9 protein-coding genes are annotated in these 14,396 nt (G+C 71.9%); 6 read left to right on the top strand and 3 right to left on the bottom strand.

What is annotated here, in order from left to right:
• Positions 1–82 precede the first annotated feature (82 nt).
• A complete protein-coding gene (locus ACFWFR_RS10955; protein WP_377622980.1) occupies positions 83–1,156 on the bottom strand; it encodes a phosphotransferase in 1,074 nt (357 codons plus the stop codon).
• Between the two features lie 259 nt (positions 1,157–1,415).
• Between ACFWFR_RS10955 and ACFWFR_RS10950 the strand changes: the two genes are divergently transcribed.
• On the top strand, positions 1,416–2,687 hold the full coding sequence (locus tag ACFWFR_RS10950; protein WP_377622979.1) for a cysteine desulfurase family protein: 1,272 nt from the start codon (positions 1,416–1,418) through the stop codon (positions 2,685–2,687).
• Complete coding sequence (mnmA, locus tag ACFWFR_RS10945) at positions 2,684–3,913, top strand: tRNA 2-thiouridine(34) synthase MnmA (protein ID WP_191799923.1); 1,230 nt, start codon at positions 2,684–2,686, stop codon at positions 3,911–3,913. Before ACFWFR_RS10950 ends, mnmA begins: the two co-directional genes overlap by 4 nt.
• 7 nt (positions 3,914–3,920) lie before the next feature.
• Here the strand turns inward: mnmA and ACFWFR_RS10940 are convergent, their stop codons facing one another.
• Positions 3,921–4,472: an ester cyclase gene (locus ACFWFR_RS10940; protein WP_191799921.1), complete on the bottom strand. Its 552-nt coding sequence runs from the start codon at positions 4,470–4,472 to the stop codon at positions 3,921–3,923.
• Between the two features lie 214 nt (positions 4,473–4,686).
• Here ACFWFR_RS10940 and ACFWFR_RS10935 point away from each other — a divergent pair, with 214 nt between their 5' ends.
• The 3 genes from ACFWFR_RS10935 (at position 4,687) to ACFWFR_RS10925 (ending at position 9,188) form a co-directional block, all read left to right on the top strand.
• A complete protein-coding gene (locus tag ACFWFR_RS10935; protein ID WP_377622978.1) occupies positions 4,687–5,751 on the top strand; it encodes a hypothetical protein in 1,065 nt (354 codons plus the stop codon).
• A 219-nt stretch (positions 5,752–5,970) separates the two neighbouring features.
• The gene (locus ACFWFR_RS10930) at positions 5,971–6,711 is read left to right on the top strand and encodes an HAD family phosphatase (protein ID WP_191799917.1); all 741 of its coding nucleotides are present in this window, start codon (positions 5,971–5,973) and stop codon (positions 6,709–6,711) included.
• Positions 6,711–9,188 (top strand): glycoside hydrolase family 65 protein, encoded by a 2,478-nt coding sequence (locus ACFWFR_RS10925; RefSeq protein WP_377622977.1) that lies wholly within the window; start codon positions 6,711–6,713, stop codon positions 9,186–9,188. The genes ACFWFR_RS10930 and ACFWFR_RS10925 overlap by 1 nt, the downstream gene beginning before the upstream one ends.
• 110 nt (positions 9,189–9,298) lie before the next feature.
• On the opposite strand, the gene ACFWFR_RS10920 is transcribed toward ACFWFR_RS10925, so the two are convergent.
• On the bottom strand, positions 9,299–11,494 hold the full coding sequence (locus ACFWFR_RS10920; RefSeq protein ID WP_377622976.1) for a prolyl oligopeptidase family protein: 2,196 nt from the start codon (positions 11,492–11,494) through the stop codon (positions 9,299–9,301).
• 186 nt (positions 11,495–11,680) lie between these two features.
• On the opposite strand from ACFWFR_RS10920, the gene adhE reads away from it, so the two are divergent.
• Entirely contained in the window at positions 11,681–14,374 is a 2,694-nt protein-coding gene (gene adhE, locus ACFWFR_RS10915) for a bifunctional acetaldehyde-CoA/alcohol dehydrogenase (RefSeq protein WP_377619296.1), read from the top strand.
• Positions 14,375–14,396 lie beyond the last annotated feature (22 nt).

Here is a 14,396-nt window from a genome sequence, read left to right as displayed (position 1 = left end):
CGCCTGCCGGGGCGTGCGTGCGCCCGGGGGGGCTGCGGGTCGCGGGGGCGGGGTCGCGCCGGTGCGAGGCCCCTGGAGCGGGTCAGAGCCCCAGGTGCTCGAGCCAGGCGAGACCCGCGAGCGCCCGGCCCAGGGAGCGGTCCGGGAGGCACGGCCGGTCCGGGGGAGCGGGGCGGCGCGCGGTGTCCAGGGAGAATCCTGCGAACCCGCCGACGATCGAGCGCAGGTCCTCGGGGTGCACCTCGGCACCCAGCGGGTGGTCGTCGAACACGGCCGTGAGCCAGGCTCCGGCGCGCTCGGCGTCGTCCCAGCGCACGACCGGTGGTCCGCCGTCGCACGGGACCTCGACGTCGACGGGTTCGAACACCCCCTCGACGCCCTGGGCGCCGACCGTGACGAGCAGGTGGGCGAGGTCGAGCCAGCCCGCCCCGCGCATGGCGTAGGGCCAGTCGAGGACGTAGACCTGGTCGTCGGTCACGGCGAGGTTCTCGGCCCGCATGTCGCCGTGGACGATCGACTCGCCCTCGCACGCGACGAGCACGCCCAGCTCGGTCTCGACGAGCCGGTCCAGGTGTTGTGCCGCCCAGGGCGAGACGTGCTCGAGGTGCCGGTACGGCTCGCGCTGGACGCGGCCCCAGCCGATCGCGGCCGACGCGAGCTGGGGGCCGGCGGGCGGCAGGGGGATCTGGCGTGCGCCGGGGACGCGCGCGAGGTCGTCGAGGGTCTCGAGCACGCGACCGAGCACGGCGGGGTCCCACGGGACGCGGGGCGGGTAGCCGTCGATCGCCTCGTACGCGAGCACGATCCAGTCACCGTCGCCGTGACCCCACAGGAAGCGCGGCATGGGGACGGCTGCGGGCAGGCGCACCGAGATCTTGGCCTCGGCCCGGTGCAGGTCGGCGCACTCGGGCGCGTCGAGAGTGCGGGCCGCCTTGAGGAAGACCTGGTCGCCCGTCGAGAGCCGCACGAGCGAGCCCATGCCCGGGCTGAAGCCGCTCACGACGCTGATCTCCTCCACGACCCGGGCGTTCATGGTCGCCTCGATCTCGTCGCGCAGCTCGGCGGGGAGCTGCGCCCAGCGCAGCCGGTCGCTCGCGTGGGCGCGCGGATCCTCCGGTGAGCGGACCACGGTGGTGGTCGCGGCGTCGTCGGGCATGGGGTGTGGCACTCTCACAAGGTGAGGAGGGGAGTCTGAGGGGGGAACCGCGCGAAGGCGTCCCGGGGGCGGTCCACGGCGGGGAACGAACCGAGGACGTCGATCCGAGGACGATCGGGCATCTGTCAAGATATCGCGTTTTCCTGGGCTGTCCAGCGCGGTCCCACAGGTCGGCCGAGGGGCCTCGGGACGTCCCTCGGCGACCGTGTGACAACGAGCCCCAGGAACCCTTCGTAGACTGGACGACTGTGATCGCCCCATGACCTCCACCCCTGCCGCGCCCGGTGCCGGCGCGTACCTCGACCACGCCGCGACGACCCCCATGTCTCCCGCGGCGATCGAGGCGTTCGTCGCGGAGCTGACGGCGACCGGCAACCCGTCCTCGCTGCACTCGGCGGGACGGGCAGCGCGCCGTGTCGTCGAGGAGTCGCGCGAGGCCGTGGCCGCGGCGCTCGGCGCGCGCCCCAGCGAGGTGATCTTCACCGCGGGAGGCACCGAGTCGGACAACCTCGCGATCAAGGGCCTGTTCTGGGGACGTCGCACGACCGAGCCCCGGCGGCGGCGCATCCTCGTCTCGGCGGTCGAGCACCACGCGGTGCTCGACCCGGCGTTCTGGATGGCCGAGCACACGGGCGCGGAGATCGTCCTGCTGCCCGTCGACGACGAGGGGCGCCTCGACCTGGACGCCCTGCGGGCCGAGCTCGCGGCCAAGGGCGACGAGGTCGCGCTGATCTCGGTCATGTGGGCCAACAACGAGGTCGGGACGATCCAGCCGGTCCAGGAGGTCGTGCAGATCGCGCGCCCGTACGGGATCCCCGTGCACTCCGACGCTGTGCAGGCCGTGGGCCAGGTCCCGGTGGACTTCACCGCGAGCGGGCTCGACGCCCTGACCCTCACGGGCCACAAGCTCGGCGGGCCGGTGGGCGTGGGCGCCCTGCTCGCGAAGCGGGGGCTGCCGCTCACGCCCGTGCTGCACGGCGGCGGGCAGGAGCGCGGCGTGCGCTCGGGCACGCTCGACACCCCGGCCATCCGGTCGTTCGCGGTCGCGGTGACCGAGGCCGTCGGGGCGCGCGCCGAGCGCGCCGAGCACCTGGCCGGGCTGCGCGACGAGCTGGTGCGCGGCGTGCGCGCGGCCGTCCCCGGCGCGGTCCTGCGGGGGCCGGACCCGCTGGTCGACCCGTCGCGGCGGCTGCCCGGCAACGCCCACTTCACGTTCCCCGGCTGCGAGGGAGACTCGTTGCTGTACCTGCTGGACTCGGCCGGCGTCCAGACGTCGACGGGTTCGGCGTGCCAGGCCGGGGTCCCGCAGCCCTCGCACGTCCTGCTCGCGATGGGCGTGCCCGAGGACGACGCGCGCGGCGCGCTGCGGTTCTCGCTCGGCGCGACCTCGACGCACGCCGACGTTCAGCGGCTCCTGGACGCGTTGCCCCAGGTCGTGGCGCGCGCGCAGGCCGCGGGTCTCGCGTCCTCCGTGGGCACGAGCCGGGGCGTCAGCAGCACCACCACCAGCACGACGAGGAGGCCTGCATGAGAGTCCTGGCAGCGATGTCCGGCGGGGTGGACTCCGCCGTCGCGGCCGCACTGGCCGTCGAGGCCGGCCACGAGGTGGTCGGCGTGCACATGGCCCTGTCCCGCAACCGTGAGCAGTTCCGCGCCGGGTCGCGCGGGTGCTGCTCGATCGAGGACGCGGGCGACGCACGCCGCGCGGCCGACGTCCTGGGCATCCCGTACTACGTGTGGGACCTCTCGGAGCGCTTCGAGGACACGGTCGTCGCGGACTTCCTGTCCGAGTACGAGGCCGGGCGCACGCCCAACCCGTGCGTGCGCTGCAACGAGCACATCAAGTTCGAGGCGCTGCTCGACAAGGCGACCGCGCTCGGCTTCGACGCGGTCGCGACGGGCCACTACGCGCAGGTCGTCACGCGCGAGGTCACGGAGACCGGGCCCGACGGCGAGCCCGTGACCCGCACGGTCCGCGAGCTGCACCGCTCGCCCAACGAGGCCAAGGACCAGTCGTACGTGCTCGCGGTCATGGGGCCCGAGCGCCTGGCCCGCTCGATCTTCCCGCTGGGTGGCTTCACGTCCAAGGACGAGGTGCGCGAGGAGGCCGAGCGGCGCGGGCTGTCCGTCTCGAACAAGCCCGACTCGTACGACATCTGCTTCGTGTCCGACGGCGACACGCAGGGATTCCTGAGGTCGCGCCTGGGAGCACGCACCGGCGAGATCGTCGACAGCGAGGGCGAGGTCCTGGGCGAGCACGAGGGGGCGTACGCGTTCACGGTCGGCCAGCGCAAGGGCCTGGCCCTGGGGCGTCCCGCGGCCGACGGCAAGCCGCGCTACGTGCTCGAGGTCGAGCCGGTGTCCAACCGCGTCGTCGTGGGGCCCGCGGAGCTGCTCACGGTCGACCGGATCGTGGGGGACCGGTCGGTGTGGCTCGCGGACGACGTCCTCGCCGCCGCGGGCTGGGACCAGGCCGCGTCGGACTGGTTCGAGGCGACCGTCCAGGTGCGTGCCCACGGGGTGCCGGTCCCGGCGCGGGTGCGCGCCGTCGTCGGGCCTGCGGCGGGAGCGTCCGAGGAGGCGTCCGGTGCAGCGCCCGCGCAGGGCGGCGGCATGGAGGTCGAGCTCACGGGCGAGACGCTGCGCGGCGTGGCCGCGGGGCAGTCGCTCGTCGTGTACCAGGGCACGCGCGTGGTCGGGCAGTCGACCGTGCAGCGGGCCTACCGGGCCGCGCGTGCCACGAGCCTCGCGGGCTGAGCCCGTCTCAGACCGTGACGGGCACGCTGCTCCCCACCGCGGCGCCCGGCCGGGTCGCCGCGACGACCGCGCTCGTGGGCACCACGGGGTGCTCGCTCAGCTCGCGCACGAGCCACGCGTCGTCGCGCACCGCCCAGTGCTCGGCCTCGCGGCCGTCCACGAACCGCAGCATGTGCATCTCGCGGACCGTGAAGTGACGGCCCGTGGGGGCCAGTCCCCGGAAGTAGCCGGTGTGCCGCGCGCTGAACGCGACGTGCAGCGCCACCAGGTCGCCCTCGGCCACGGCGTGCAGCACCTCGACGTGCTGGTCGGAGAACGCGTCCGAGAACCAGTGCATGGTCGCGACGAGCCCTTCGAGCCCGCCCGAGGACCCGGGGGCCGGGTCGTGGTTGTGGAAGTCGGCGGCGACCAGCGCCGCCAGGGCCTGTGCGTGGTTTCCCGGTATCGCCTGGGTGTGCACGGCGATCGCGGTGGCCTTGTTGGTCGCGGTGGCCTCGTGGGTCGCAGCGGCCTCGTGGTTCGCGTCGGCCGCGGTCCCGGCCTGGTGGGTGCTTCTCATGTCCGCCTCGCTCGTCCGGCGGGGTCGTCCAACGGCCACCGCGTCGTCACGGTCTGTGGTGCATACTCATCACCCTTCACTCGGAGAGAGGGCCGCCGCAAGGGTTCGTGCGGGTGATGCGCGGGTGAGATCCCCGCGACGCGCCCCCCACGGGCCGTGCAGCGCGATCAGCAGAGCAGTTCTCAGCACGACACACCAGCAAGGAGCTCACGTCATGACGTCAGTCAGCGGGCACGGACCGTGGCCGGGCGGTGAGGGCACCGACGTGCTCGAGGCGCAGCAGATGATCTTCGGGGACCTCGCCGAGGTGCCCACAGGGGTCACGCCGGTCCCGTTCCTCGCGCGCCTGCCCCAGCGGGGACCAGGGGCCGACGGCGTGGGACGCACGGCGACCCTGCTCGCGGACCTGCCCGTCGAGATCGGCCCGCACGGCTGGAAGCTCGCCGACCGACCCGGCATGGACGAGCGTCGCGCGCAGGCGTTCCTGCGCGAGGACCTCGGTGCGCTCGCGATCGCGGGCCACGGGTACACGGGGCCGCTCGCCGTGTCGGTCGTCGGGCCGTGGACGCTCGCGGCCGAGCTCTACCTCGCGCGGGGCGACCGCGTGCTCTCCGACCGTGGTGCGGCGGCCGACCTGGCGGGCTCGCTCGCCGTCGGGCTGCGTGCGCACCTCGACGAGGTCCGGCGACAGGTGCCCGGTGCCGACCTCGTGGTGCAGGTCTCCGAACCGCTCCTGGGGCAGATCAACGCGGGCGTGCTGCCCACGTTCTCCGGGTACTCGCGCCTGCGCGCGGTCGAGGGGCCCGACATCGTCGAGGGCCTCACCGGGGTCCTGGACGCCGTGCGCCGGTGGGGTGCGCGCAGCGTCGTGCACGTGGGGCCGGCCTGGGTGGGGATCGCACCCGTGGTGCTCGCGGGCGCCGACGCCGTGGGTCTCGACCTCGCCGCGCGCGGCACGGGCTGGGACGAGAAGGGCTGGGAGCTGGTCGCTCGCGCGGTCGAGCGCGGCACCGGGGTCTGGGCGGGCTTGCCGCCCGCGAAGGTCTCGCAGTGCTCGGGCCCCAATCTCGGCGAGCTCGCGTCGCTCGTGACCGTCCCGTGGCGTCGCATCGGGCTCCCTGCCTCGGGGCTCGACGACGTGACGCTCCTCGCGGCACCTCGCGCAGGGGGAGTGGGTCTGGGTTCGGGGAGCCGGCTCGGGAGCACCGACGAGAACAGGGCGATGCTCGGGAACCTGGGGCGGGTCGCGGAGATGCTCGCGGAGCGGGCCCAGGACTGAGGGCTCGTGGGGGCACGGGCCTGCAGGCCGTGCCCCCCGGGGGAACGGGCTGGGGGCGCGGGCACCTCGTGGCCCCCCGGTGACGAGGTTCGGCAGCCGGGCTGCCGTACGTCCGCGGTGCCCGCTCGTTTTCGCCGGGACGGCCCCCGGTGCGTACGCTCGAAGCACGCGCTCGCGATCTGCGGTGCCCACGTCCGTCCACTCTCCCGAAGGAGCGCGATGCCCGCTCTGCACGCCGTCCTCTTCGACCTCGACGGGGTCCTGACACCGACTGCCGAGGTGCACATGCGTGCCTGGGAGCGTCTGTTCGCCCCCTTGTGCGTCGAGCGTGGTGTCGAGCCGTACACCTCGGCCGACTACTTCGCGCACATCGACGGCAAGCCGCGCTTCGACGGGGTCGCGACGTTCCTCGCCTCGCGCGGGATCGAGCTGCCGCGGGGCACGATCGACGACGCCCCCGGCGAGGGCACGGTGTGCGCGCTGGGCAACAAGAAGAACGAGATCGTGAACCGCATGTTCGTCGAGGAGGGCATCTCCCCGTACCCCGGCTCGATCGCCTTCCTCGACGCCGTGACGGCGGCCGGGGCGCAGGTCGCCGTGGTCTCGTCCTCGCGCAACGCGCCGTCGGTCCTGGCCGCGGCCGGTATCGCGGACCGTTTCGAGGTCGTCGTCGACGGCACGGTCGCGGCCGCGCACGGCCTCGACGGCAAGCCGTCGCCCGCGACCTACGAGTACGCGGCCGAGCTGTTGGGCGTGCCCACGACCGCGGCGATCGTGGTCGAGGACGCGATCTCGGGCGTCCAGGCCGGGGCGGCGGGCGACTTCGGCCTCGTCGTCGGCGTCGACCGCGGGGTCGGTGCCGAGGCCCTGGCCGAGCACGGCGCGGACCTGGTCGTGAGCGACCTGGGCGAGCTCGACGCGACGGTCCTCGACCGTCCGGCACACGAGGGGGTCCGCTGATGGGCGGGTTCGAGCACGGGTTCGACGGGACGATCGACCGCAGCCGCTTCCCGGCGGACCCGTGGAAGCTCACCGAGAGCCGGTACGCGTCGCACGACCTCGGGGTCACCGAGACGCTCTTCTCGGTCGCCAACGGGTACCTGGGCATGCGCGGGAACGTCGAGGAGGGCCGCGAGTCCCACACGCAGGGGACCTTCATCAACGGCTTCCACGAGACCTGGCGCATCCATCACGCCGAGGAGGCCTACGGCTTCGCCGAGGTCGGGCAGACGATCGTCAACGTCCCCGACGTCAAGATCATCCGCCTCTACGTCGACGACGAGCCGCTCCTGCTGCCCGTCGCGGACCTGATCTCCTACGACCGGTCGCTCGACATGGCCGACGGCGTGCTGCGCCGCGAGCTCCTGTGGCGGACGCCGTCGGGCAAGCGCGTGCTCGTGAAGTCCGAGCGCATGGTCTCGTTCGTCGAGCGGCACCTGGCCGTGCTCACGTTCGAGGTCACCATGCTCGACGACCCGGCGCCCATCGCGATCTCGTCGCAGATCCTCAACCGCCAGGACGGGCAGGACGAGTACCACGTCCCCTCGGCCGCGATGGGGCAGGGCTTCGACCCGCGCAAGGCCAACCAGTTCACCGAGCGCGTGCTCCAGCCGCAGGCGCAGTGGGGCGACGACCAGCGGCTCGTGCTCTCGTACCGCTGCACCAACTCGGGCATGACGCTCGCGGTCGCGGCGGACGACGACCTGGTCACCGAGAACACCTACGACGTGCGCACCCAGGTGGACGAGGACCTTGCCAAGCACGTCTACCGGATCCAGGCCGAGCCGGGCAAGACCGTGCGTCTGACCAAGACTGTGGCCTACCACACGTCGCGTGGCGTGCCCGCGATCGAGCTCATCGACCGCTGCCGTCGCACGCTCGACCGCGTGCGCGACGAGGGCATCGCGTTCCAGCACGCCGAGCAGCGTGAGTGGCTCGACGAGTTCTGGGCGCGCTCGGACGTCGAGATCCCCGGTCAGCCCGAGGTCCAGCAGGCCGTGCGCTGGAACATCTACCAGCTCGCGCAGGCCACGGCCCGCGCCGAGGGCAACGGGGTGCCGGCCAAGGGGCTCACGGGCACGGGGTACGGCGGGCACTACTTCTGGGACACCGAGATCTACGTGCTCCCGTTCCTGACGTACACGAGCCCGCGGTACGCGCGCAACGCGCTGCGCTTCCGCTACCAGATGCTCGACGCCGCCCGGCGCCGGGCGGGGCAGCTCTCGCAGCAGGGCGCACTCTTCCCGTGGCGGACGATCAACGGCGAGGAGGCCTCGGCCTACTACGCCGCGGGCACCGCGCAGTACCACATCGACGCCGACGTGACCTATGCCCTCATGCAGTACGTGCGGGCCTCGGGCGACGTCGACTTCCTCGAGCGCGAGGGCGTCGACATCCTCGTCGAGACCGCGCGCATGTGGGCCGACCTGGGGTTCTGGCGCGTCAACGGGGACGACTACTTCCACATCCACGGGGTCACGGGTCCCGACGAGTACACGACGGTCGTCAACGACAACCTGTTCACCAACGTCATGGCCCGCTTCAACCTGCGGGTCGCCGCGGAGACGCTCGAGACCATGCGGCGGGACGCGCCGCACGAGTACCAGGCGCTGGCGATCCGGCTCGGGGTGAGCGAGGAGGAGACCGCCGAGTGGGAGCGGGCCGCCAAGCACATGTCGATCCCGTTCGCCGAGCACCTGGGCATCCACCCGCAGGACTCGCACTTTCTCGAGCGGGAGATCTGGGACCTCTCGGGCACCCCGGCGGACAAGCGACCGCTGCTGCTGCACTACCACCCGCTCGTGATCTACCGGTACCAGGTCCTCAAGCAGGCCGACGTGGTGCTCGCGCTGTTCCTCCAGGGCGCCGAGTTCACGCCCGAGGAGAAGCTCGCCGACTTCGAGTACTACGACCCGTTGACCACGGGCGACTCGACCCTGTCGGGCGTCGTCCAGTCGATCATCGCGGCCGAGGTCGGGTACCACGAGCTCGCGCTCGAGTACTTCACGTCGTCGCTGCTCGTCGACCTCGAGAACCGGCACGCCAACGCGGCCGACGGCGTGCACGTCGCCTCGGCGGGCGGCACCTGGTCGGCGCTCGCGTTCGGGTTCGGCGGCATGCGGGACGACTGCGGGCGCATCAGCTTCGACCCGCGCCTGCCCCAGGAGTGGGAGTCCCTGACGTTCCGCGTGACGCTGCGCGACTCCCGGCTCAAGGTCACGGTCACGGTCGACGCGATCGAGCTCGTGTGCGAGACGGGCGACGGTGCGGACGTGCTCGTGCGGGGCGAGGCCGTGCACGTCGGTGCGGGCGAGACCGTCACGGTCGCGCTCGACGGCCAGGGGCCCGTGCTCCATGGCACGCCGAGCCTGCGCGACCTGACGGGCAACCGCCGCGAGGACGGGACGCTCATCACGGCTCAGGTGCCGCACTCCTAGCGCTCGACGGCCACGCCCGGCATCCAGCGAGGCGTCGGGTCACCGGCCAGGTCGACACACGCGAGGGCGGGCTCCCCGGGGAGCCCGCCCTCACGTCGTCCTGGTGAGTCTCAGCCGAGCTGCTCCCGCAGGAAGCGGTAGTGGATCGCGGCCATGTGCGCGGCCTGCGCGTTGTTCGCCGCGCCGCCGTGCCCGCCCTCGACGTTCTCGTAGTACGTCACGTCCTTGCCGGCCGCGAGCATCTTCGCGGCGAGCTTGCGGGCGTGCCCGGGGTGCACGCGGTCGTCCTTGGTCGACGTCGTGAAGAGCACGGGCGGGTACTCGCGCTCGGCGTCGAACAGGTGGTACGGAGAGAACGTCCTGATGAACTCCCACTGCGCGGGGTCGTCGGGGTCGCCGTACTCGGCAGCCCAAGACGCTCCCGCGAGCAGGTGCGTGTAGCGGAGCATGTCGAGCAGCGGGACACCCACGATCACGGCGCCGAAGAGCTCGGGGTACTGGGTGAGCATGTTGCCCGCCAGGAGCCCGCCGTTGCTGCGCCCCTCCATGCCCAGGTGCTCGGGCGTGGTGATCCCGCGGGCGACGAGGTCGCGCGCGACGGCCGCGAAGTCCTCGTACGCCTTGTGGCGCTTGGACTTGAGGGCCGCCTGGTGCCAGGCCGGTCCGTACTCGCCGCCGCCGCGGATGTTCGCGACGACGTAGACGCCGCCGTCCACGAGCCAGGCGCGGCCCAGCGTGCCGGAGTAGCCCGGGGTCAGGGAGACCTCGAAGCCGCCGTACCCGTAGAGCAGCGTGGGTGCGGCGCCCGGGCGGGAGCCGACCGGAGCGGGGGCGCGGTCGGCGGGCTCGGCGGCGCTGGTCGGGTCCGCACCGGCTGCGGGCCGGACGAGGTCCTCGCGCCCGACGACGAAGTACGGGACGCGCGTGCCGTCGTCGGACACCGCGAAGTGCTGGTCGATGACCAGCCCCTGAGCGTCGAAGAACGCGGGGCTCGACTTGAGGACCTCGGGGGCGGTGCCCGCACCCACGGTCAGGAGCGAGAGCGTCGAGGGCGTGAGGTAGTCGGTCGTGACGAGCCAGACGTCGTCGCTCTCCTCGGAGTCGACCGCGCCCACGACGACCGTGCCGATCGTGGGCAGGCCCGGCAGCTCGCTGCGGGTCCAGGGGGCGTCCGGGCCCTCCGCGAGAGGCGGCGGGGTCAGCACGTGCAGGCGGTTCTTGACGTCCTCGAGGACGTTGACGACGAGGTGGTGCGCCGTCCAGGTGGCCCCGGCGAGCGAGGTCGAGGGTGTGGGCTCGAACAGGACCGTGAAGCCGCGGGCCCCCGCGAGGAAGTCCTCGAAGCGGGTCGCGAGCAGCGAGCCCGCCACGTACGTGGCGCCGCCGACCGTCCAGTCGTCGCGCAGCTCGACGAGCATCCACTCGCGCTTGACGCCGACCTCCGCCGAGCGCGGGACGTCGATCTTGACGAGCTTCTCGTCGGGGGTGCCGGCATCCTGGACCAGGTAGGTCTCGCTGTCGTAGAACGCGATCGAACGACCCACGAAGTCGCGCTCGAACCCGGGGGAGTGCGTGCGCCAGCCCATGATGTACATGTCCTCGGGCTCGCCCTCGTACACGACGGTGGCCTCGGTCACGGGGGTGCCGCGGCGCCACCGCTTGACGATCCGCGGGTACCCCGACGGCGTCATGGAGCCCGGGCCGAAGTCGGTGTAGACGTAGACCGTGTCCGCGTCGATCCAGCCGAGCCCTCCCTTGGACTCCTCGCGCAGGAACCCGCCGTCCTCGGGCGCGACGAACGACTTGGTCACGAGGTCGAACTCACGCGTGACGTCGGCGTCGGAGCCGCCGGGGGACAGGTCGATCAGGGCGTGGCGCCACTCCTCGCCGGGCGCGGGGCGCAGCACGCTCGCGCCGTGCCAGACCCAGCTCTGGTCCTCGGCCTCGCCCAGCGCGTCGAGGTCGAGCACGAGCTCCCACGCGGGGTGGTCGGTGCGGTAGGAGTCGAGCGTCGTGCGGCGCCAGATGCCGCGCTCGTGCTGCGCGTCGCGCCAGAAGTTGTAGTAGTGCTCGCCGATCCGGGAGACGTCGGGGATCTTGTCGTCGGAGTCGAGGACCTCGCGGATCGCCTGCTCGGTCGCGGTGAACTCAGGGGTGGCCTCGATGGTCGCCGCGGTCTCCGCGTTGCGGCCCTGGACCCAGGTCATGGCCTCGCGGCCGTCGACCTCCTCGAGCCACAGGTAAGGGTCGTGCGGCGTGGTCGGCTGTGCGGTGGGCGTGTCGGTCACGGCGTTCTCAGCACTCATGCAAACACCCTAGGCGACCTGGCGGACGGGGAGTCTCGGCCTGGCCGCCCCGGAAGAGGGCGACCCCCTGTGGCCCGTGCCACATCCTGGAGCGGCTCTTGCATCTATCCGTACCTTGTGAAAGTATTCACAAGCAAGGGAAAGACACCACGCAGACCCGGCCGCTCGGGTCACTGGAGGAGCAACGTGAGCAGCACGAGCAAGGCCCCCGTAGGAGTCACCGAGATCGACGCGCTCGTCGACCGCGGTCTCAAGGCGCTCAAGCAGTACGACGCCTTCACCCAGGAGGACATCGACCGCATCGTGAAGAAGGCGTCGGTCGCGGCCCTCCACGAGCACGGTCGCCTCGCGCAGCTCGCGGTCTCCGAGACCGGGCGCGGAGTCTTCGAGGACAAGGCCACCAAGAACATCTTCGCGTGCGAGCACGTGCCGAACTCGATGGCCAACCTCAAGACGGTCGGCGTGATCGGCCGTGACGAGCTCACGGGCATCGTCGAGATCGCCGAGCCGGTCGGCGTGGTCGCCGGCATCACCCCGGTGACCAACCCGACTTCGACCGCGATCTTCAAGGCGCTCATCGCGCTCAAGACACGCAACCCCATCATCTTCGCCTTCCACCCCAGCGCCCAGCAGTGCTCGGTCGCCGCAGCCCGCATCGTGCGTGATGCCGCGGTCGCCGAGGGTGCCCCCGTGGACTGCATCCAGTGGGTCGAGCAGCCCTCGCTCGAGGCCACCTCGGCCCTCATGAACCACGACGGCGTCTCGCTCATCCTCGCCACCGGCGGCAACGCGATGGTCCGCGCCGCCTACTCGGCGGGCAAGCCGGCCCTCGGCGTCGGCGCGGGCAACGTCCCGGCCTACATCGAGAAGACCGCCAAGCTCGGCCGCGCGGTCAACGACGTCGTCCTGTCCAAGGGCTTCGACAACGGCATGGTGTGCGCCTCGGAGCAGGCCGTCATCCTCGACACCGAGATCTACGACGAGGCCCTGGCCGAGTTCGCCCACATGCACGCCTACCTCGCGAGCCCCGAGGAGAAGGCCAAGCTCGAGCGGTTCATCTTCGGCGTCGAGGCCGGCGGCGCGAACTGCGCGGGCGCCAAGCTCAACGCCTCGATCGTGGGCAAGAGCCCCCAGTGGATCGCCGAGCAGGCGGGCTTCACCGTCCCGGACGGCACGTCGATCATCCTGGCCGAGTGCGCCGAGGTCGGCCCCGCCGAGCCGCTGACGCGCGAGAAGCTCAGCCCGGTCCTCGCGGTGCTGCGCGCCCAGTCGACCGACCACGGCATCTCGCTCGCCGAGCAGATGGTCGAGTTCGACGGCCTGGGCCACTCGGGGGCGATCCACACCGAGGACAAGGACATCGCCGAGGAGTTCGGCCAGCGCGTCAAGGCCGTGCGCATCCTGTGGAACCAGCCGTCGGCGCTCGGCGGCATCGGCGACATCTACAACGCGCTGATCCCGTCGCTGACCCTCGGGTGCGGCTCGTACGGGCACAACTCGGTGTCGAACAACGTGTCGGCGGTCAACCTCATCAACGTCAAGCGGATCGGACGCCGGAACAACAACATGCAGTGGTTCAAGATCCCGCCGAAGACGTACTTCGAGCCGAACTCGATCCAGTACCTGGCCCAGATGCCCGATGTCGAGCGCGTCACCATCGTCACGGACAAGGTCATGAGCCAGATCGGGATCGTCGACAAGGTCCTCGACGTCCTGGGCCGCCGTCCCAACAAGGTCTCGATCCAGATCATGGACCAGGTCGAGCCCGAGCCGAGCGTCGAGACGGTCGAGAAGGGCGCGGAGATGATGCGCGACTTCAAGCCCGACACGATCGTCGCGATCGGCGGCGGGTCGCCCATGGACGCCGCCAAGGTCATGTGGCTCAAGTACGAGCACCCGGAGATGGCGTTCTCGGACCTGCGCGAGAAGTTCTTCGACGTCCGCAAGCGCGCGTTCAAGTTCCCCACCCTGGGCGACCTCGCCAAGCTGGTCTGCATCCCGACCTCGTCGGGCACGGGCTCGGAGGTCACGCCGTTCGCGGTCATCACGGACCACGCGACCGGGTACAAGTACCCTCTGGCCGACTACGCGCTGACCCCGTCGGTCGCGATCATCGACCCGGTCCTGACCGCGACGATGCCCGCCAAGCTCGCGGCCGACTCGGGCTTCGACGCCCTGACGCACGCGACCGAGGCCTACGTGTCGGTCTACGCGAACGACTTCACCGACGGCCTGGCGCTGCACGCGATCAAGCTGGTCTTCGAGCACATCGAGGCCTCGGTCACGCAGGGGGCCGACGCCCCCGAGGCCCGCGAGAAGATGCACAACGCGGCCACGATCGCCGGCATGGCGTTCGGCAGCGCGTTCCTCGGGATCGTGCACGCGATGGCCCACACGGTCGGCTCGTCGTTCGGGCTGGTCCACGGTCGCACCAACGCGATCTTCCTGCCGCACGCGATCCGCTACAACGGGCAGATCCCGACCAAGGTCACGGGCTGGCCCAAGGCCGAGAAGTACATCGCGCACGAGCGCTACCAGCAGATCGCCAAGCACCTGGGGCTGCCGGCCTCGACGCCCGAGCAGGCCGTCGAGTCGTACGCCCGGGCCGTCGAGGAGCTGCGGGCCAAGGTCGGGATCGAGCGCTCGTTCAAGGAGCAGGGTGTCTCGGAGCGCGAGTTCATCGGAGGCCTCGACGCCCTGGCGATGCGGGCCTACGAGGACCAGTGCGCCCCGGCCAACCCGCGGCTGCCGATGCTCGAGGACATGAAGGACATCATGGTCGCGGCCTACTACGGCACGAGCCGTGAAGAGGTCCGTGCCGAGCGCAAGGCCACCGAGGAGGCGCTCGCGCTCGCCGCGGCCGCCGAGACCTCGGAATGATCTGGGCACCGGCGTCCGGGGA

Source organism: Oerskovia sp. NPDC060287 (assembly GCF_042726775.1).
Lineage (GTDB): Bacteria > Actinomycetota > Actinomycetes > Actinomycetales > Cellulomonadaceae > Oerskovia > Oerskovia merdavium.
The sequence above is the reverse complement of the archived record's forward strand: the minus strand, read 5'-3'. Positions and strand labels throughout refer to the sequence as shown.